The 17,897-nt window shown below is 65.0% G+C and carries 18 protein-coding genes and 1 riboswitch; of the genes, 5 read left to right on the top strand and 13 right to left on the bottom strand.

Going from position 1 to position 17,897, the window contains the following annotated elements; genetic code table 11:
* Position 1: 1 nt before the first annotated feature.
* Genes crcB (A3M7_RS0124055) through A3M7_RS0124045 form a run of 3 tightly spaced genes read right to left on the bottom strand, consistent with a single transcriptional unit; the run spans position 2 to position 2,052 of the window.
* On the bottom strand, positions 2-427 hold the full coding sequence (gene crcB, locus A3M7_RS0124055; RefSeq protein ID WP_027546191.1) for a fluoride efflux transporter CrcB: 426 nt from the start codon (positions 425-427) through the stop codon (positions 2-4).
* A gap of 7 nt (positions 428-434) precedes the next feature.
* Positions 435-824, bottom strand: coding sequence for a fluoride efflux transporter CrcB (gene crcB / locus A3M7_RS0124050; protein WP_027546190.1), 390 nt, complete (start codon positions 822-824; stop codon positions 435-437).
* Positions 825-843: 19 nt separating this feature from the next.
* Positions 844-2,052 carry an MFS transporter gene (locus tag A3M7_RS0124045; RefSeq protein WP_027546189.1) on the bottom strand — a complete coding sequence of 403 codons (1,209 nt, stop codon included), beginning with the start codon at positions 2,050-2,052 and terminating at the stop codon, positions 844-846.
* A gap of 117 nt (positions 2,053-2,169) precedes the next feature.
* A riboswitch (Fluoride riboswitch) is annotated at positions 2,170-2,247 on the bottom strand.
* A 321-nt stretch (positions 2,248-2,568) separates the two neighbouring features.
* Here A3M7_RS0124045 and A3M7_RS0124040 point away from each other — a divergent pair.
* From A3M7_RS0124040 to A3M7_RS0124025, 4 genes are all read left to right on the top strand, one after another.
* Positions 2,569-3,432: a DUF1194 domain-containing protein gene (locus A3M7_RS0124040; protein WP_027546188.1), complete on the top strand. Its 864-nt coding sequence runs from the start codon at positions 2,569-2,571 to the stop codon at positions 3,430-3,432.
* Between the two features lie 170 nt (positions 3,433-3,602).
* Positions 3,603-4,238, top strand: a complete 636-nt coding sequence (locus A3M7_RS0124035) for a hypothetical protein (RefSeq protein ID WP_027546187.1) — start codon at positions 3,603-3,605, stop codon at positions 4,236-4,238.
* Positions 4,239-4,609: 371 nt separating this feature from the next.
* A complete protein-coding gene (locus tag A3M7_RS0124030; RefSeq protein ID WP_027546186.1) occupies positions 4,610-4,993 on the top strand; it encodes a VOC family protein in 384 nt (127 codons plus the stop codon).
* 44 nt (positions 4,994-5,037) lie between these two features.
* Positions 5,038-5,493, top strand: coding sequence for a GNAT family N-acetyltransferase (locus A3M7_RS0124025; protein ID WP_027546185.1), 456 nt, complete (start codon positions 5,038-5,040; stop codon positions 5,491-5,493).
* Positions 5,494-5,499: 6 nt separating this feature from the next.
* Here the strand turns inward: A3M7_RS0124025 and A3M7_RS0124020 are convergent, their stop codons facing one another.
* On the bottom strand, positions 5,500-6,558 hold the full coding sequence (locus A3M7_RS0124020) for a class I SAM-dependent methyltransferase (RefSeq protein WP_027546184.1): 1,059 nt from the start codon (positions 6,556-6,558) through the stop codon (positions 5,500-5,502).
* Positions 6,559-6,812: 254 nt separating this feature from the next.
* Here A3M7_RS0124020 and A3M7_RS0124015 point away from each other — a divergent pair, with 254 nt between their 5' ends.
* Positions 6,813-7,415 carry a hypothetical protein gene (locus A3M7_RS0124015; protein WP_027546183.1) on the top strand — a complete coding sequence of 201 codons (603 nt, stop codon included), beginning with the start codon at positions 6,813-6,815 and terminating at the stop codon, positions 7,413-7,415.
* Between the two features lie 4 nt (positions 7,416-7,419).
* Here the strand turns inward: A3M7_RS0124015 and A3M7_RS0124010 are convergent, their stop codons facing one another.
* The 9 genes from A3M7_RS0124010 to A3M7_RS0123970 all read right to left on the bottom strand — a co-directional run bounded on the left by A3M7_RS0124010 (position 7,420) and on the right by A3M7_RS0123970 (position 17,678).
* Positions 7,420-8,484 carry a Tat pathway signal protein gene (locus A3M7_RS0124010; protein WP_245284309.1) on the bottom strand — a complete coding sequence of 355 codons (1,065 nt, stop codon included), beginning with the start codon at positions 8,482-8,484 and terminating at the stop codon, positions 7,420-7,422.
* A gap of 161 nt (positions 8,485-8,645) precedes the next feature.
* Positions 8,646-9,893 carry a class I SAM-dependent RNA methyltransferase gene (locus tag A3M7_RS0124005; RefSeq protein ID WP_027546181.1) on the bottom strand — a complete coding sequence of 416 codons (1,248 nt, stop codon included), beginning with the start codon at positions 9,891-9,893 and terminating at the stop codon, positions 8,646-8,648.
* A complete protein-coding gene (locus tag A3M7_RS0124000; protein WP_027546180.1) occupies positions 9,886-10,620 on the bottom strand; it encodes a TlyA family RNA methyltransferase in 735 nt (244 codons plus the stop codon). Before A3M7_RS0124000 ends, A3M7_RS0124005 begins: the two co-directional genes overlap by 8 nt.
* A gap of 49 nt (positions 10,621-10,669) precedes the next feature.
* Positions 10,670-11,224 carry a nucleoside 2-deoxyribosyltransferase gene (locus A3M7_RS0123995; RefSeq protein ID WP_027546179.1) on the bottom strand — a complete coding sequence of 185 codons (555 nt, stop codon included), beginning with the start codon at positions 11,222-11,224 and terminating at the stop codon, positions 10,670-10,672.
* A 39-nt stretch (positions 11,225-11,263) separates the two neighbouring features.
* On the bottom strand, positions 11,264-13,192 hold the full coding sequence (gene dxs, locus A3M7_RS0123990) for a 1-deoxy-D-xylulose-5-phosphate synthase (protein WP_027546178.1): 1,929 nt from the start codon (positions 13,190-13,192) through the stop codon (positions 11,264-11,266).
* Between the two features lie 587 nt (positions 13,193-13,779).
* Complete coding sequence (locus A3M7_RS0123985) at positions 13,780-14,031, bottom strand: exodeoxyribonuclease VII small subunit (protein WP_008132970.1); 252 nt, start codon at positions 14,029-14,031, stop codon at positions 13,780-13,782.
* A gap of 75 nt (positions 14,032-14,106) precedes the next feature.
* Positions 14,107-15,036: a histone deacetylase family protein gene (locus A3M7_RS0123980; RefSeq protein WP_027546177.1), complete on the bottom strand. Its 930-nt coding sequence runs from the start codon at positions 15,034-15,036 to the stop codon at positions 14,107-14,109.
* A gap of 134 nt (positions 15,037-15,170) precedes the next feature.
* Positions 15,171-16,826, bottom strand: coding sequence for a bifunctional UDP-sugar hydrolase/5'-nucleotidase (locus A3M7_RS0123975; RefSeq protein ID WP_027546176.1), 1,656 nt, complete (start codon positions 16,824-16,826; stop codon positions 15,171-15,173).
* A 93-nt stretch (positions 16,827-16,919) separates the two neighbouring features.
* Positions 16,920-17,678, bottom strand: a complete 759-nt coding sequence (locus A3M7_RS0123970) for an enoyl-CoA hydratase-related protein (protein WP_027546175.1) — start codon at positions 17,676-17,678, stop codon at positions 16,920-16,922.
* Positions 17,679-17,897 lie beyond the last annotated feature (219 nt).

The following is a 17,897-nucleotide window of genomic DNA, read 5'->3' as shown; positions in this document are numbered from 1 at the left end:
GTCAGCTCCTTCTCAAGCGGTTGTAGCGACTCGCCATCATATGGCCGAGCCAGACCGATACCAGCCAGCAGACGACGGAGGAGGCGACATAGGCCAGCGCGGTATATTTCATGCCGCCATGGACCAGGCGGAAGGTTTCCAGGCTGAAGGCCGAGAAGGTGGTGTAGCCGCCGCAGAACCCGGTCATGACGAACTGCCGGTGCTCGGGTCGTGCCAGCATGCGGCCGTCCGGGCCGGTCAGCGTCGCATAGAAGCCGATGATCAGCGAGCCGGTGGCATTGATGAACAGCGTCGCGACGGGAAAGCCCGGACCGGTATCGAGCAAGAGCCCGACCAGATAGCGCGTCAGGCCACCGAGGACGCTGCCGGCGGAAACCCAGGCATAGAGCACTGCGCTGCGCCAGCGCTCGGCGGAGGGAGAATTCATCGGGCCGCTACCCTCCAAGACCGTCAGCGAGCAGGAAGCCGCAGCTGACGGCGGCGAGGCACAGTCCGACCGAGAAGACGACGTTGCCGAGCGCATGCATGGGTTCGCCGTTGCGGGCGAGCGTCAGCGTTTGCAGGCTGAACGAGGACACCGTGGTGTAGCAGCCGAGGAAACCGGTCACCGCGAACAGCCATGGATTGGGCGAGGCGAACATCGAGCCGGGATGGGTTGCCAGCGCGCCAAAAATGCCGATCAGGAAGGCGCCGGTGACGTTGATGGTCATGGTGCCCCACGGAAACGTCTCGCCCAGCCGCCGCGCGATCGCGCCGGAGATGAAATAGCGCGCACAGCCGCCCAGCACGCTGCCGATCGTAATGGCAAGCACCCCGCTCAACACGACAAACAGCTCCCCGTCATCATTTGCCCTCCGCTGCCAGCCCGTTGCCGACGGCGAGCAGCCCCACGAGCGACACCAGCGCGAAGCCGAGCCCTGCCAGGAACGTGCCGGCCGGACCATAGGCGTCCCACAGCGCACCTGCGATCACGCTCGCGGCCAGCAGTGCCAGGCCCGTGAACAGGTAGAAATAGCCGAATGCGGTGCCGCGCAAGCTTGGCGGCGCGGCGTCGGCGACGAGGGCCGAGAGCAGGCCTTGCGTCAATCCCATATGCAGCCCCCACAACGCGACACCAAGCGCCAGGCCGCCAAGGTTCGGCAGCAGCGCGAGTGCGAGGTCGGCGCCGCAGAGAAAGAGGAGACCGAGCGCGAGCAGGGCGGTCCGGTTGATGCGGTCCGACAACACGCCGGCCGGATAGGCCGACAGCGCGTAGACGATGTTCATCAGCACCAGCACCGCAGGCACCCACATCGCATTGAGGCCGATGTTCTGCGCGCGCAGGATCAGGAAGGCTTCGCTGAAGCGCGCGAGCGTGAAGACGATTCCGACCGCCACGACGCGCCAGTAGACCGCTCCGAGCTGCCGCATCGCAGCGAGATTGAGCGGATTTTTCGCAGATTCCCGGCTTGGGTCCGGCTCCGGCTCGCTCACGGCAAAGGCGATCAGGCCGAAGGACAGAAAGGCCGGCAGCACGGCAACCCAGAACACGGCGGTAAAATTGTCAGCCGTCCACCACATCAGGCCGATCGCCGCGAGCGGTCCGACGAAGGCGCCGATGGTGTCGAGCGACTGGCGCAGGCCAAAGCTCGCGCCGCGCAGGCCGATGGGGGCGATATCGGCGATCAGCGCATCGCGCGGCGCGCCGCGGATGCCCTTGCCGACCCGGTCGATGAAGCGCGCGGCCACCAGCCATTCGACGCTGGGTGCGAGCGGGAATAGCGGTTTGGTGAAGGCGGCCAGCCCGTAGCCGAGGGCGGCGAGCAGCTTGCGCCGGCCGAGCCAGTCCGACAGCGCGCCGGAGAAGATCTTGGTGATCGAGGCCGTCGCCTCCGCAATTCCCTCGATGAAGCCGACCGTGAGCGTCGAGGCGCCGAGCACGGTGACGAGATAGACCGGCAGCAGCGCGTGGATCATCTCGGAGGAGACGTCCATCAGCATCGAGACGAAGCCGAGCACCCAGATCCCTCTGGGCAGCCCGGCACGCGCAGCATTCGGTGTCGTCGTCGTCACGCCTCGGATTTCCCCTTGGCCTTCACGTCCTGGCCTTCGTCGTCAGGCAACAAAAAAACCCGCCATCGGCGGGTTTGTCCATGCTCCCGCCAAAGGCAGAGGCTCAAAATTGCCCCACCTCAAGCAGGAGTCATCAGCCCATCACGGTCACCGACCGCCGGGCGGTTGTCGGGGGACTCCATCCCCATCTGTGCGGCCAGCCTAGCATGGAAATCGCGTCGGACAAGTGGGCGGGACGCTCCATCCCGGGAGTCGTCATTCCAGGGCGACGCGCAGTATCGAACTCGAAATCTCGAGATTCCCGGACGCAGGGGCGCGCCGGAGCTTCGTGCTTTGCGAGTCCTGGAATGACGGCGCTGGTGATTGCGCGCGTTCCGACGTCATCGCTATGGCCAAACGACGGCAAGTCGCCGCAACGACGCAAATTCCTAACTTGAATGTGAAGTGCAAGCGATCTTCGCACTTTGCGGCAAGGCGATTGCATGTCACCATCGCGTCATACGACGGGAGGCTGCGATGCGCTTGCTGTTCTCGATCGGGGCTGTGCTGGTGGCCGGCGTGCTCGCCGGGGGGGATGTTGCGGGCTTCGCTGCACCAGGACCTAAATTTGAGGCGTCGAAGGATCGGCCGCAGCGGCTGGCGACCGACAGGGACGCGCAGACGGTCGATGTCGAACTGGTCCTTGCGGTCGATGTCTCCTACTCCATGGACATGGACGAACTCGCGATCCAGCGCGAAGGCTATGCGCAGGCGATCCAGTCGAAGGAGTTCTTGCAGGCGCTGAAGCTCGGTCCGAACGGCAGGATCGCGGTGACCTATTTCGAGTGGGCTGCTTCCAGCGACCAGAAGATCATCATTCCCTGGCGGCTGATCGACGGACCTGAGACCGCGGATGCGGTCGCCGCCGAAATCTTGAAGACGCCGATCCGGCGCGCCTCGCGCACCTCGATCTCCGGCGCGATCACGTTCGCGATGCCGCTGTTCGACGAGGATCCCTATCGGGGCTTGCGCCGCGTCATCGACATCTCCGGCGACGGTCCCAACAACAATGGCGGCCCGGTCACGGTGGCGCGCGACGCCGCGCTCGAGAAAGGCATCGTCATCAACGGCCTGCCGATCATGGTCAAGGAGCCGTCCTATTCGACCATGGATATCGACAATCTCGACTACTACTACGAGGATTGCGTGATCGGCGGCCCCGGCTCCTTCGTCATCACGATCAAGGACCGCGAGAAGTTCAAGGAAGCGATCCGCACCAAGCTCCTGATGGAGGTCGCAGGCCGCACGCCGGAGCGTCCCGTGGTGCGCGTTGCGGACAAGGAGCCGCGCGTCAGCTGCATGATCGGCGAGAAGATCTGGTCGGACCGCTGGGGACGCTAAGGCAGTCCCCGGCTGAGACGTTTTGCCGTCTCAGCCGACGGTTGAACTTAACCGCTCATTAACCTGCGCGTGGCCCTAATCGGATGGTTTCCGTTCATTTCCGGCCAGCATCCTGACATTGTTGGAGCGAACGAAAGCGGGTTTTTCAAACCTGTCCGCCGAGCAACCCAATGGCCATCGTCACATCGAGCACCAGCCAGATTTCGCCCGCGAACGAGCGCATCTTTCACCAGAGCACTCTGGTCGGTGACTGGAAGGGCAATTGGGTGGGCAACAACCAGCCCGTCGGCTTCAAGGTCGTGAACATCCGCGGTGCCCGGGCGCAGGTCGAGTATACCCATAACGGGCATACCGAACGCGGCTTCGGCGAGGTCCAGGGCTCGCTTATCACCTTCGGCGGGGTCACGGTCGGCACCAAGGACGGCAAGAACATGGTGCTCCTGTTCTCCGCCGGTGGCGCTGGCAAGCAGACCGCCAATCTCGAGAAGCAGGCGCCGCCGGCCTCCGACAGCCGACTGATGGGAAGCTGGGGCGGCTATTCCAGCGACAACGGCAAAAGCGCGAGCTTCAAGGTGCTCGCCGTCAACGGCAACGAAGCGCAGGTCAGCGTCACCACCGACGGCATCACGCGCCAGGGCACCGGCATCGTCTACAAGAACGTCATCATGTTCGGGCAGGCGCAGATCGCGACCGATGACGGGAAGAACGGCAAGATCATCTACCAAGTCGGCACCAAGTCCTTCATGGTGCCCGTGACGAAATATCCGCCGGCCGATTCATCGTCTTCGGTCGACAAGACCGCCTAGCCTCTGACGTCACTGTCAAATCCGTCATCCTGAGGTGCGAGCCAAGGGGCGCAGCGCGCTCCTTGGAGAGCCTCGAAGGATGTACGGCCTCGATGCGGCCGGGCCGTCGCCCTTCGAGGCTCGCCCCGCGACGCAATTGCGCCGCAAGGCTCGCACCTCAGGGTGACGGTTATAGAATTGTGCTCGATGACCCAGCCCATTCTCAAATTTGGAGTGGATCGTGCGCGCAGTTACTTGGCCGCCAGCGGCGGCAGCGGCGGCTCGGTCCCCGGCCCCGCGATCGCATGGTAGACTGCGCGGAGGCCGCGACCCCAAGAGACTTCGGCTCCAAGAGACCTTACCCCAAGAGACTTCGACCCGAGGAGACTGCAATGACCGACGAACACCCGATGATGGCCGGTTTCGCCACCGTCTTCGTCGTGTCCGACATCACTGCCAGCCTCGCCTATTACCGCGACGTGCTCGGCTTCGAGGTCACCTTCGAATACGGTCAGCCTCCGTCCTACGCCTGCCTCTGCCGTGACGAGGTCGGGCTGCATCTGCTTGCGGCGGCGGCAACGAAACGGTTGCCCGGGCACGGCGGCGTCTGCATCTTCGTCAGGGACGTCGACCGGTTCTATGCCGAAGTCTCGGGACGCGGCGCCAAGCTGATCAACCAGCCGCAGGACCGCGACTACGACATGCGCGATTTCGACGTCGTCGATCTCGACGGGAATCAGCTTACATTCGGAACGGGGACGGACGCCTCGACCTGACATCGTCGGCCGTGCGCGACCGGCTCAAGTCAGGAGAGTGACCAATGCCGACCGCCAGGCTTGCCCGGGAAGCCGATCTTCCCGCCCTGCTCGAATTGTTTCGCGTCTCGGAGGTCAGCGCGGCCGCCGATCCGCTGGAGCGAGCGGCGGACATCTGGCGGCAGATTTTGTCGCGCGATGATCTCGCGGTATTGGTCTCGGAAGAGGCGGACAGGATCGTCGCCACCTGCATGCTCATCACCGCGCCGAACCTGTTGCGCGCCGGCCAGCGCCACGGCTTTCTCGAGAATGTCGCGACACATCCAGAATATCAGGGCCGCGGCCATGGACGGGCTGTGGTCGTGGCGGCGCTTCAGGCCGCATGGACGATGGACTGCCATCACGTGCTGATGCAAAGCGGCCGCAAGGATCCGCGCGTGCATCGCTTCTACGAGGGGTGCGGCTTCGTGCCGGGCTTGCGGGTCGGCTATGTCGCGCACAGGCCCGCGCGCCCGGCGTGAGAGACGTCAGATCCGTGCCTCCAGGATCAGATTGAACGGCGTTTCGGCGGCGCGGCGGAAGCGCGTCAGGCCGCCTTCGCGCGCGACCTTGCGCAGCCTTGCTTCGCCCGCTTGTGCACCCAGCGCGAGGCCGACCTCCTGGTCGAGCGAGGCCGGTGTGCAGATCATGGTCGACGCCGCATAGTAGACGCGGCCGACCGGATTGAGATTGTCTTCGAGGCGGTCGCCGGCGAACGGCTCGACCAGCATGCAGGTGCCGTCCTTGGCCATGGATTCGCGCACGTGGCTGATGGCGCCGACGGGATCGCCCATGTCGTGCAGGCAATCGAAGAAGCAGACGAGATCGTAGCCTTCGGCCGGATAGGTCTTGGCCGAGTGAACAGCGAAGCTGACCCGGTCGCCCAGCTTGGCCTCATTGGTCGCCTTTCGCGCGGCCTCGATCGAGCCCTCGTGATAGTCGAAGCCGTAGAATCGGGAGTTCGGGAAGGCTTTCGCCATGAGCCGCGTCGAAACGCCATGCCCGCAACCGACATCGGCGACCTTGGCGCCGCGCTCGAGCTTGTCCACGACGCCGTCGAGCGCGGGCAGCCACTCCTGCACCAGATGATGCATGTAGCCGGTGCGGAAGAAGCGGGCGGTGCCGCAGAACAGGCACTCGCTGCGACGATTCCAGCCGACGCCCTTGCCGGACTTGAATGCATCCGTAATCTTCGGCTCGTCGAGAAACGCTGCGGCAATGACATTGCCGACTGCGCCGAGGAACACCGGGCTGTCCTCGTCGGCAAGCGCCATCGCCTGCTCCGGCAACATCGAGAATTTTCCTGAAGCGGTATCGTATTCGACGTAACCAGAAGCCGCCTGGCTCGCCAGCCACTCGCGGACGTAGCGTTCGTTCGTTCCGGTGGCGCTCGCCAGCTCGGCGGAGTTCATCGGTCCCTTGGCGGCAAGGGCGCGGTAGAGGCCGAGCTTGTCGCCCAGCAGGACCAGCGATGCGTTCATCGCTGCCCCGACCTCGGTAATCATCTTGCCCATGAACGCGTTCAACCTGTCGGAATTGACCTCCATGACGGCCTCCATGCTGTGTCGGGCATTTTCAATGGTCAGCGCAAACTGCGCATTGTTGCATCGCGCGAGGCTTCGGCGATCACGGTGACGGCTCGAGCTTGCGCGTCCTCTATGTGGGTCAATCCGGCGGATTGGAGGTTCAACGCGTCAGGAAGACGCTACCCCGGAACCGGGGACGTGAGGACCGTCGTTGCTTCGCTGGCAATCGCGCTATCCGGAGGGTATAATTTGAGGGCATTTTGACGGTAGCCCGAATGTCCAGCCTTGCAGGTTCTTGCGGTCTCGCAGTTCTCTTCGCCGCGCTTTGCCTCGGCGGAGCGCCCGCTCATGCGCAAGTTGCTCCCTTGCGGTATTGGATACCGGGCGGACCTTTCGGTTTTGGCGACAGCGATGGCCAGAGCTCCGACGCTTACGGCAATTTTCCGAGCTTCAATGCCAGCGACGCAGGCGGGCGCGCCAATTTTGCGAACGGCTTCTTTGTCGGCAGCCAGCGTGGCAACCTCAATTGGAGCGGTCTCGGCCGGGCTGGACAGGCCGGCAATTTCAGCGCGCTCTCCTATGACAGCTCACAGTTCGGTTACAACACCAAGACTGCGGGCGGGTTGCCCGTCACGTTCTTTGCCGGTTTCGACACGCTGAAATACGGCAACGGCATTGGCAGTTCGCTTGCGCCGCTCACCTCCGGCGCCGCGCCCGGATACGGTGCGTTCGCGGGCGTCGAATTCAAGCCGACCTCCAACCTCAGCCTGTCGTTCGGGGCCGGGTTCACCCAGCAGGACTCCAGCCGCATGGATAGCGATATCAGATCGAACATGCTGCCCGGCGAGTCACCGGCGCTCGGCGGCCTTCGGCGCTAGGCGACTATTGCGCAGACCGCATCACCAGTTCCGGGGCGCGGCGCAGCGATTTCGGCAGGTCCGGCCCGGTTCCGAAACGTATCACGATATCGGGACGCCGCTCGCCTAGGCCGAGCGAGGCTGCGAACTGCCGCCTTAATGCCGGCACCTCGACCGGCTGGTTGATGAAGGAATATTTGAGCCCGAGCGCGGTCGCCTGCAGGCCGAACCGCTGACAGGCACGGCCGACCGAAATCCAGTGCGAGGTGTCGCTGCGATCGGCGGCAAGCACGACGATTCCCGCGGAGCTGTCGAGCCCGGCGCGGTATTTCCCGTTCTCGCCGGTTTCCGTGAAGAAGAACCTGAGCAGCGGTCGCGCGACCCATGCCGGCAGGGACGGGTTTCCCGAGGCCCGCGAGAACAACCCGTCCATGGTCGCGACGGCATCCGTCTCGTTGAAGCGCATCCAGCTCACAAGCTCGCTCATGAAGGCCTTGTCGCGCATTTGCGCGGAATTGCCTTCGAGCACGTAGTCGGTGACATCGGCGATGGCGGCGCGTTCGGTCATCAGGATTGCTGAGACGTTCGGCTCTCGGCAGGCGTTTTCGAGCTGGCGCAGCATGTCGGGCGCCACCGGCTTGCCGTCGAAGGTTGCACGGGTGCATTGCCTGAAGGGAATCGCGTTCGCAAGCGCGGTTGTTTCGGGCGGCGCTTGCTCCAGCGCGATCACGATCCCGTCGCCGTCGACGATCGGGTTGGCGCGCCAGCCGAGCGCTGATGCCGCGAGGACGAGGTTCTCGGCGGCGCAGCCGAGGCTGACGAAAAGGTGGTGATCGTCCGGATCGACCGCCGGACAGCGGCGCGCAAAGTCGGGCGCAATCATGATTTCATTGCCGCGGGCGGAAAAGATCCAGGGCTGGGTATTGTGGCTGTTGGCGGCGAGCGTCGCAAAACGCACGAGCTCGCGGTCCCGCGGCGCCGGTTGCAGCGGTGCCCGCGACGCTCGCACCGTTTCCTCATAGGTCGCCGTCGCCGCAGCCGAGGGGCGGGCGGTGGCTGCTGCCGCCGAAAGTCCGAGCGCGCTGGCCATGAGTTGTCGCCGGTCGATTGCCATCATCCGCTCCACGGTCCTTTCGCACGACGCTTCTAGCGCCACCGGAGGCTCGGGCGGTTGACCGGCATCAAGGTTCGGATCGGCGTCGGATCAATTTGGTGAGGAGCTTGCTGCGGGCCGTCCCACGAGGCTTGCAACTATCGCGCAAACCGCGCCACCAGCTCGACATGCGGCGTGTGGCGGAATTGGTCGACCGGCACGACGCCGTCGATCCTGTAACCGCCATCGATCAGCAGCCGTGCGTCGCGGGCAAAGGTTGCGACGTTGCAGGAGACCGCGACGATGACGGGCACCTTGCTTGCGGCGAGCTTCAGTGCCTGCGCCTGTGCGCCCTGGCGCGGGGGATCGAACACGACGGCGTCGAAGTCGCGCAGCTCCTGCGGCACCAGGGGGCGGCGGAACAGGTCGCGCGGCTCGGCCTTGATTGGCTTCAGGCCGGGGGCGCGCGCGGCCTTTGCCAGCGCGGCAACTGCGCCGGCGTCGTTGTCATAGGCGGTGACGCGCGCCTTCTCGGCGAGCCGCAGCGCGAACGGCCCAACGCCGCAGAAGAGGTCGAGAACCTCCTTGGCCTTGCCGACGCGCTCGGCGACGAGAGACGCCAGCGTCTCTTCACCCGCGACGGTTGCCTGCAAAAACGAGCCCGGCGGCAGCGTCACTTCCGTTCGCCCCATCTTCACCGTCGGCGGCAGGCGTTGCAGCACCAGCTCGCCATGCCGCGTCAGCCGCGCCATGCGATGCTGCTCGGCGACGCGCGACAGCGCCGTGACCAGCGGCGTCGGCAGCGGGCCGGAGCCGCGCACGTCGACGTCGAGGCCGTTGGCGGTCGCCGTGACCTGGATGTCGAGCGGCTTCGTCACCGGCATTTTGGACGTCAGCGGCTCGGCCAGCGCCCAGGCGGCATCGAGCGCGCCGTCGAGCGCGGGATCGAGGATCGGGCAGCGATGGATCGGGATGACGTCGTGCGAGCTCGCTGCCGAGAAGCCGACCTTGAGGATGTCATGCGTGCCGAACCGGCCGTGCAGCGTGACGCGCCTGCGGCCCACGCCATGGGCGTCGACCAGCGGCGCAACCTCGCAATCGATGCCGGCCTGCGCCAGCGTCTCGACCACGATGCTGCGCTTCCAGGCGTGATACGGCTCGGCCGCCCAGTGCTGGATCGCGCAGCCGCCGCAGACGCCGAAATGCGGGCAGAACGGCGCGATGCGCTCGGGGCTTGCGACATCGACCGCGAGCAGCTTGCGGCGGTCGGGATGATTGCCCGCGACATGGTCGACCTCGACGGTCTCGCCGCCGAGCGCATATGGCACATAGATCGCTTCGCCGGCGTCGAGCGCGACGCCGTCGCCGCGATGGCCGACGTGATCGATCCTCAAGCGCTCAACCACGGCGCGCGCCCAGGAAGAATTCGCTGTTGCCGTCGCCGCCGGTGATCGGCGAGGGGAACACCTCGATGTCGGTGCAGCCGAGCGAGGCGGCGAAGGCCGCGATGTCGTCGCAGATCTCCCGATGCACGGCGGCGTCGCGGATGATGCCTTTCTTGTTGTGCTTTCGCTCGGCCTCGAATTGCGGCTTGATCAGCGCCAGCAGGCTCATCGGTGCAGCCGCCAGCGACAGCGCCACGGGCAGCACGGTCTTCAGCGAGATGAAGCTGACGTCGATGACGACGATATCGGGCCGCGCCGGCAGGCGTTTGCCTTCATAGGCGCGGATGTCGGTCTCCTCCATCGACACGATTTTTGGATGACCGCGCAGCGAGGGATGCAACTGGTTGGTGCCGACATCGATGGCGAACACCAGGCTTGCGCCATTGGCCAGCAGCACCTCGGTGAAACCGCCGGTGGAGGCGCCGACGTCGAGGCAGACATGGTCCTCGATCTCGATCGGGTAGCGTTCCAGTGCGCCCGCGAGCTTGACGCCGCCGCGCGACACGTAGGGGTGCGCGGGCTCGGCCTGGATCACCGCGTCTTCGGCGATGGTCTCCGACGGCTTTGTCACCTGCTTGTCGTCGGCCATGACGAGGCCGGCCTCGATGGCCGCGCGCGCCCGCGCCCGGCTCTCGAACAGGCCGCGCTCGACCAGCAGAATATCCGCGCGCTTGCGGGGAGGGGACATCATGCTCTCATGAGACGCTTCTTGACGATTCTTGGGACGATTGATGCGCTTATGGTGCAATCAATCGCGCGGCCGCCATCCGGACGCAAGCCTCGAACGCGGCGAGATCGTGCCAGACGTCGATCGGCATCGTGGCCGGCGTCACCAGCGGGCAGCCGTGCAGTTCCAGCGCATGGATCATCATGAGGTTGTCGACGAGGCCGAAATCCTCGACCGTCAGGCCCTGCGCATCGACCAGCCGCCCGTCCTCGGAGGTGACGTCCATGAAGCGGCCGACGCGGTCGGCATAGGCGGCGCCATCGTTGGAATAGGCCAGACAAACCTTGCCGCGCCCGGCCATATAGCCGAGCTCGTAGACAGTCCCGGGATCGGCGCCGGCACCGCGGAACGGCGTCAGGTTCGCGATGATGGCGTCGGCCGCATCCATCATTGCCTCGTTGCCGCAGAAGATCTGCCGCGAGGCGTCGGGCGCGGTGAGATCGATCGCGTTGTCGAGAGGATAGAGGCCGGTGAGCCCGAAGCGGGCGCAGATCTCTGCCTTGCGACGGCCGACCTCGACCGCATCCGGCAGGAACACGTCGGGGCCTGCCAGATAGATTTTCATGAAAGTCGCGCTGCTTCGCTGAAGGTCGAAGCTCGCCCCTCAGGCGAGCTTGACCGTCTCGGTCTTCACGTCCTTGCCGAGCGCTTCGAACACCTTGGCGACGATGCCCTTGGCGTCGAGACCGGCACGGCCGTACATCGCGGCCGGGGTGTCGTGGTCCTGGAACACGTCGGGCAGCACCATCGTGCGGAACTTGACCATGCCGCTGTCGAGCGCGCCCTGATCGGTCAGGAACTGCGCGACATGCGAGCCGAAGCCGCCGACCGAGCCTTCCTCGATCGTGATCAGGATCTCGTGGTCGCGGGCGAGCTTGAGCACCAGCTCGGTGTCCAGCGGCTTCATGAAGCGCGCATCCGCGATCGTGGTCGAAAGGCCGTGGGCGGCGAGCTCGTCGGCCGCCTTCTCGCATTCGGCGAGGCGGGTGCCGAACGAGAGCAGGGCGATCTTGCTGCCCTGGCGGATCATGCGGCCCTTGCCGAGCTCGAGCGGAATGCCGACCTCGGGCATCTCGATGCCGCGGCCTTCGCCGCGCGGATAGCGCAGCGAACTCGGACGGTCGTCGATCGCGACCTGGGTTGCCACCATGTGCACGAGCTCGGCCTCGTCGGCCGCCGCCATGATCACCATGTTCGGCAGACAGCCGAGATAGGCGTTGTCGAACGAACCGGCATGCGTCGCGCCGTCGGCGCCGACGAGGCCGGCGCGGTCGATCGCGAAGCGGACGGGGAGATTCTGGATCGCGACGTCATGCACGATCTGGTCGTAGCCGCGCTGGAGGAAGGTCGAGTAGATCGCGCAGAACGGCTTGTAGCCTTCGCTCGCGAGACCTGCGGCAAAGGTCACCGCGTGCTGCTCGGCGATGCCGACGTCGAAGGTGCGGTCCGGGAACGCCTTGTTGAAGATGTCGACGCCGGTGCCGGACGGCATCGCCGCGGTGATGGCGACGATCTTCTCGTCCTTCTGCGCTTCCTTGACGAGGCTCTGGCCGAACACGTTCTGGTAGGCGGGCGCGTTCGGCTTGGCCTTGGCTTGAGTGCCGGTCGCGACGTCGAACTTGACGACGGCATGGTACTTGTCGGCGGAGGCTTCCGCCGGGCCGTAACCTTTGCCCTTTTGCGTCACGACGTGGACCAGGATCGGGCCTTCCTCCATGTCGCGGACGTTCTTCAGCACGGGCAGGAGGTGGTCGAGGTTATGGCCGTCGATCGGGCCGACGTAATAGAAGCCGAGCTCCTCGAACAGCGTGCCGCCGTCCATCATGAAGCCGCGCGAATATTCCTCGACGCGGTTGGCGCGGTTGGCGATGATCTTGGGCAGGCGCTTGTTGATCTGCTTGGCCGCCTCGCGCAGCGTGCGATAGGTCTTGCCGGAATACAGGCGCGACAGATAGGCGCTCATGGCGCCGACCGGCGGCGCGATCGACATGTCGTTGTCGTTGAGGATGACGATCAGGCGCGAGTTCATTGCGCCGGCATTGTTCATGGCTTCATAGGCCATGCCCGCCGACATCGCGCCGTCACCGATGACGGCGATAACGTTGTTCTTGCCGCCGGAGAGGTCGCGCGCCACGGCCATACCGAGGCCGGCGGAGATCGAGGTGGAGGAATGCGCCGCGCCGAACGGATCGTAATCGCTCTCGCTGCGCTTGGTGAAGCCGGACAGGCCGCCGCCGGTGCGCAGGGTGCGGATGCGGTCGCGCCGCCCGGTGAGGATCTTGTGCGGATAGGCCTGATGGCCGACGTCCCAGATCAGCCGGTCGCGCGGCGTGTCGAAGACGTAATGGATCGCGGTGGTGAGCTCGACCACGCCGAGACCAGCGCCGAAGTGACCGCCGGTTACCGAGACGGCATCGATGGTCTCCTGCCGCAACTCGTCGGCGACCTGGCGAACCTGCTCGATCTTGAGCTTGCGCAGGTCTTCCGGTGTCCGGATGGTGTCGAGAAGCGGCGTCTTACTGTATGCGTTCACGGCGATTTCCAATTTGTCAGCGCCGGAAGGTCGTTCCGGTGCGCGATGGGTTTGCACAATATCGGCGCAGCGCGAGTCCTTAAACCGTCGGAGCCACCTGCATGGGGCAAGGCCCCGTCTTCAAGCTTAGGTGAGCTTAAGTATGCTCCGGTTCAGTCTCTGTGATCCCTGTCACTTAGATCGGCTTCGTCCGTCCCAGCCAATTTCATTAGCAATTTGAAGCGCTTGTCGTCGGTAATCGGTGCCCACGCAAGGCTAACAAAAAGCCACACTCCGCGCAGCTTTACACCAAAGCTTGGGCCAAAGCCAACCCGTTGGGGCGATTACGGGCATGCACCTGCAACCCCCGGGCCAGAGTGGTTAACTGCGGCGCCCGCGGGGAGGTTCCTGCCTTGCCCGGTTCCCCGGCAGGATTTTGGGCGAGAGGAAGGCCATTTCCGCTCGATTCGCGGGGCCAAACGGCTCCCACGCGGGAACTCTTCGATCTCAGTACCTGGCCGTCCGCCCCCGTGAGCACACCGAGCAGCGTGCGATCATGAAAAAATTGCAGGCGTCCGATGCCCGAAAGAGGCTTTGGTCGTCGTCGCTTACTGCACGTCGAGCGGCGCGGTGCCGGTGGCCTGGCCGCTCGCATCGGTCGTGATCTTGTCGACCCGCGCTTCGGCCTGGCGCAGCAATTCCTCGCAGCGGCGCTTCAGCGCTTCGCCGCGCTCGTAGATCGTCACGGATTCCTCGAGCGGCACCTTGCCGTCCTCGAGCCGTTTCACGATCGTCTCGAGTTCCTCGATCGCGCGCTCGAAGGTGAGCCTGGAGACGTCGACTTGGGTATTTTCGGCCATATCCGTTTCCGATTGCCCGATTCGCTTCACATGCAGAAGAAGCAGGGTTTTGCGGGCTTAATGTGGCGGGTGTCGTCAGGCGCCCATCAGGGCGCCGACATGCGCCGTAACAGATTCTTTCAGTCCTTGCAGGTCGTAACCGCCCTCGAGCACCGAAACAACGCGGCCCCCGGCGGACTTGTCCGCAAGGTCCATCAGCTTGCGCGTCACCCAGGCATAATCCTCCGCGCGCAAATTCAGCGAGGCCAGCGGGTCGCGATAATGCGCATCGAAGCCCGCAGAGATGATGAGGAGCTCGGGGCTGAATTTTTCGAGCTGCGGCAGAATCAGGTTCTCGAAAGCGCTGCGGAATTCCGGGCCACCGTCTTCGGACGCCAGCGGCGCGTTGACGATGGTGTCGTGGTCGCCGCGTTCGCCCTTCGCGCCGGTGCCCGGAAACAGCGGCATCTGGTGCGTCGAGCAGTACATCACCGTGGGGTCCGACCAGAAGATGTCCTGCGTGCCGTTGCCGTGATGCACGTCGAAATCGACGATGGCCGCGCGCTTGATGCCGTATTTACGCTGCGCGTGACGCGCGGCGATCGCAACATTGTCGAAGAAGCAGAAGCCCATGGGCTTACCGATCTCGGCGTGATGGCCGGGCGGGCGCACCGCGACGAAGGCGTTGCGGTGCTCGCCCGCCATCACCGCTTCGGTCGCCGCGACCGCGCCGCCGACGCCGCGCATCACCGCTTCCCAGGTGCCCGGCGACATCGAGGTATCGCCGTCGATATAGACGAGGCCGCTGGTCGGCGCGATGTGGCGCAGCTCGGTGACGTAATGCTCGTTGTGGCACAGCGTCACGAGATCGAGATCGCCCTCCGGCGCCTGGTCGCGGACGAGGAACTGGAAACGCTCGTGCGACAGCGCTTCCTCCACTGCACGCAGGCGGTCGGGCCTTTCGGGATGTCCCGGCGGCGTGACGTGGTCGAGGCAGGCCTTGTGGGAAAGGAGAAGCGTGCTCATCAGGTCGGGCTCACTGGGAACGGGCTCTTGACGTCGCTTGGCGCATCCGGCGCCAAAACGCAATGCAAAACCCAATCTATGCGCTTCACCGGGAATGGCAAAGGGTTGTCCCGTTCCGGCCCGTTTGATCCGAATCAATTCACGCGCAGGATGCGGCTCGGCGGCAGCGGGCCGATCGGCCCGTGCGCCCGGAAGAACGCGAACAATGCGTCCGCGTCGTAGCTGCCATATTGCGGGACCGTACCTTGTTTGGCGACCGTAAAACCGTCGCCGCCGACGGCGAGGTAATCGTTGAGGGTGACGCGGTAGCCGCTTCCAGGTTCGATCGGCCTGCCGTTGAGCGTCATCCTCTCGGCCATCACGCGTTCGCCGAACGGCTTCGACGCATCCCAGGCATAGCTGAACCCGTTCGATACCTGAAGAATTCGCGGCCGCTTCGGATCGAGCCATTGCTGCTCCAGCATCTCCTTGAGCTGGCTGCCTGTCAGCGTCATGGTGACGAGGCGGTTGCGGAACGGCTGGCTTGCGAATAGCTCGCCGAAGGACACCGCGCCGTTCTCCTTCGGAACGATATCGGTGCGGATGCCGCCGGGATTGGTGAGCGCGATGACAGCGCTGCCATCCTTGGCATCCTTCGTCGCGGCAAGCTGCGCGTCCGCGATGACGTCACCGAGCGGGCTTTCACCGGCTTCGTTCGGAATGCGCGACAGCGTCTGCGTCACCGATCCGGCCGGCCGGTTGGCGATCGGCGCGGCGAGCTTGTCATAGGCCTCGATCAGCGCGGTCTGCTCCGCGTCCTTCGCCAGCGAGGCATTGGCGACGATGATGTTCTCGGCCTTGGCGCCGACGATGTCGCGCGTTGCCGGATCGAGCTTGAGATCGATCGCCGACACCAGCGTGCCGTACTTGTCGCCGCTCGTCACCAGCCGTCCGTCGATTTCGCAGACATAGGCGCGATGGGTGTGGCCGCTGACGACCACGTCGACGGCGCGATCGAATTTCTTCACGATCTCGACGATCGGCCCCGAAATGCCCGGGCATTCATTGTAGTCGCCGGCGGGCTCGCCGCCTTCGTGGATCAGCACGACGATCGCTTCCACTCCGCGCGCCTTCAGTTGCGGCACGAGCGCATTCACCGTTTCGGCCTCGTCGCGGAATTCGAGGCCGGCAATGCCCGAGGGCGACACGATGCCGGCGGTGCCTTTCAAGGTCAGCCCGATGAAGGCGACGGGAATGCCGTCGAACTCACGGATCTCAAACGGCGGCAGCACGCTTTGACCGGTCGCTGTCTCCACGGTGGAGGCGGCGAGGTAGTGGAATTTGGCGCCAGTGAAGGGATGCGGTCCCTGGCAGCCGTCGACCGGATGGCAGCCGCCGTTCTGCATCCTGAGCAGCTCGGCCTTGCCCTCGTCGAACTCGTGATTGCCGACCGAAGTGATCGCGAGCCCCATCATCGAGAGCGCCTCGACCGAAGGCTCGTCGTGGAACATCGCCGACAGGAACGGGCTCGCGCCGATCAGGTCGCCGGCGGCCACGAAGATCGTGTTCTTGTGCCCTTCGCGCAATTGCTTCACCAGCGTCGCCATGTACTCGGCGCCGCCGGCCGCCACCATGACCTTCTTGCTTCGATCCTCGGGATCGTTGATGCGGATGCCGCCGGGCGGCGGCCGCAGATTGCCGTGGAAATCGTTGATCGCAAGGATGCGCAGCTCGACCGGTGCGGCGGTCTGGGCAGAGGCGGGCAGGGCGGCGAGCGCGAGGGCGAAGACGGTCAGGAGAAGATGTCGCATGGAACCAGATTAGTCGTTCAGCGCGAAGATTTCACGAAGGTTCTCGCCGTCATTTCGGGGCGCGAGGAAGTCGCGAGCCCGGAATGACGGGCTCTATCGCTTCTTCCTGTTCGCGAACGCGTTGAATGCAGCCACGGCGTCGTCCGACTTCAAACGCTCGCCGAACAGATGGGTCTCCTGGTCGATGCGGCGGGTCAGTTCCTCTGGTGGGGTACGCAGCAGCCTGCGCGAGATCGCGACCGCCTCGGCGGGCAGCCGGCAGATCTCGCGCGCCACCTTGCGCGCCTCGACCTCGGTGTGCCCCGGCGAGACCACGGTGTTGACGAAGCCCGCAGCGTGCGCCTCCGCGGCGGTGAAGGTCCGTCCCATCACCAGCATCGCGAAGGCGCGCTGGTAACCCATCGTGTTCGGCATCAAGAGGCTGGCGGCGCCGACCGGCACCAGCCCGAGGTGGATATAGGGTGCGGAGAAGGTCGCCGCGTTCGATGCGAGCACGTAGTCGCAATGGAACAACATCACGGTGCCCATGCCGATCGAAGCGCCGTCGACGGCCGCGATGATCGGCTTGACGTTGAGGGCGAGCGAATAGAGAAACCTGGCGCCGTTCGACAGCGTCTCCGGGCGTGCCGTGTCGGCCTTCAGAAAATCGTCGATGTCGTCGCCGGCTGTGAACACGCCGGAGCCGCCGGTGATGATCATGCAGCGGATATCCGGGTTGTTCTGCGCGGTGTCGATCGCGTGGCTCATCTCCCGATACATGTCCTGCGTGATCGCGTTCTTCTTGCCCGGGCGACGCAGGGTGATCACGCGCGTTCCACGCTCTTCGGCGACGATGATATTGCCATTCGGCATAAGGACCCCCTGCGCTCGCCGCGACGCTTGACCTTGGCGAGTCTCGCAAACATCAGCCTACATCATCTCGCAGGCGTGCCAATCCGCCCGCGCGACCTTTTCGAAAGCGATCCCGTGAGCCCGGTGGATGACACCGCTGTCATAACTTCCGTCCCGGAACCGCATCGCGTCAGATCGCGCCGGTTGTATTGTCTTGCACGCTCCATTGCGCAATGCAAC

Source organism: Bradyrhizobium sp. WSM2254 (genome assembly GCF_000472645.1).
GTDB lineage: Bacteria > Pseudomonadota > Alphaproteobacteria > Rhizobiales > Xanthobacteraceae > Bradyrhizobium > Bradyrhizobium niftali.
Note: the sequence above shows the minus strand (reverse complement) of the source record. Positions and strands in the feature narration are given on the sequence as shown.

Bases quoted from the DNA above. Each gene is read 5' to 3' on its own strand.
- crcB (WP_027546191.1), bottom strand. From the start codon at position 427: ATGAATTCTCCCTCCGCCGAGCGCTGGCGCAGCGCAGTGCTCTATGCC.
- A3M7_RS0124040 (WP_027546188.1), top strand. From the start codon at position 2,569: ATGCGCTTGCTGTTCTCGATCGGGGCTGTGCTGGTGGCCGGCGTGCTC.
- A3M7_RS0124035 (WP_027546187.1), top strand. From the start codon at position 3,603: ATGGCCATCGTCACATCGAGCACCAGCCAGATTTCGCCCGCGAACGAG.
- A3M7_RS0124030 (WP_027546186.1), top strand. From the start codon at position 4,610: ATGACCGACGAACACCCGATGATGGCCGGTTTCGCCACCGTCTTCGTC.
- A3M7_RS0124025 (WP_027546185.1), top strand. From the start codon at position 5,038: ATGCCGACCGCCAGGCTTGCCCGGGAAGCCGATCTTCCCGCCCTGCTC.
- A3M7_RS0124020 (WP_027546184.1), bottom strand. From the start codon at position 6,558: ATGGAGGTCAATTCCGACAGGTTGAACGCGTTCATGGGCAAGATGATT.
- A3M7_RS0124015 (WP_027546183.1), top strand. From the start codon at position 6,813: ATGTCCAGCCTTGCAGGTTCTTGCGGTCTCGCAGTTCTCTTCGCCGCG.
- A3M7_RS0124010 (WP_245284309.1), bottom strand. From the start codon at position 8,484: ATGGCCAGCGCGCTCGGACTTTCGGCGGCAGCAGCCACCGCCCGCCCC.
- A3M7_RS0124000 (WP_027546180.1), bottom strand. From the start codon at position 10,620: ATGTCCCCTCCCCGCAAGCGCGCGGATATTCTGCTGGTCGAGCGCGGC.
- A3M7_RS0123995 (WP_027546179.1), bottom strand. From the start codon at position 11,224: ATGAAAATCTATCTGGCAGGCCCCGACGTGTTCCTGCCGGATGCGGTC.
- A3M7_RS0123985 (WP_008132970.1), bottom strand. From the start codon at position 14,031: ATGGCCGAAAATACCCAAGTCGACGTCTCCAGGCTCACCTTCGAGCGC.
- A3M7_RS0123980 (WP_027546177.1), bottom strand. From the start codon at position 15,036: ATGAGCACGCTTCTCCTTTCCCACAAGGCCTGCCTCGACCACGTCACG.
- A3M7_RS0123975 (WP_027546176.1), bottom strand. From the start codon at position 16,826: ATGCGACATCTTCTCCTGACCGTCTTCGCCCTCGCGCTCGCCGCCCTG.
- A3M7_RS0123970 (WP_027546175.1), bottom strand. From the start codon at position 17,678: ATGCCGAATGGCAATATCATCGTCGCCGAAGAGCGTGGAACGCGCGTG.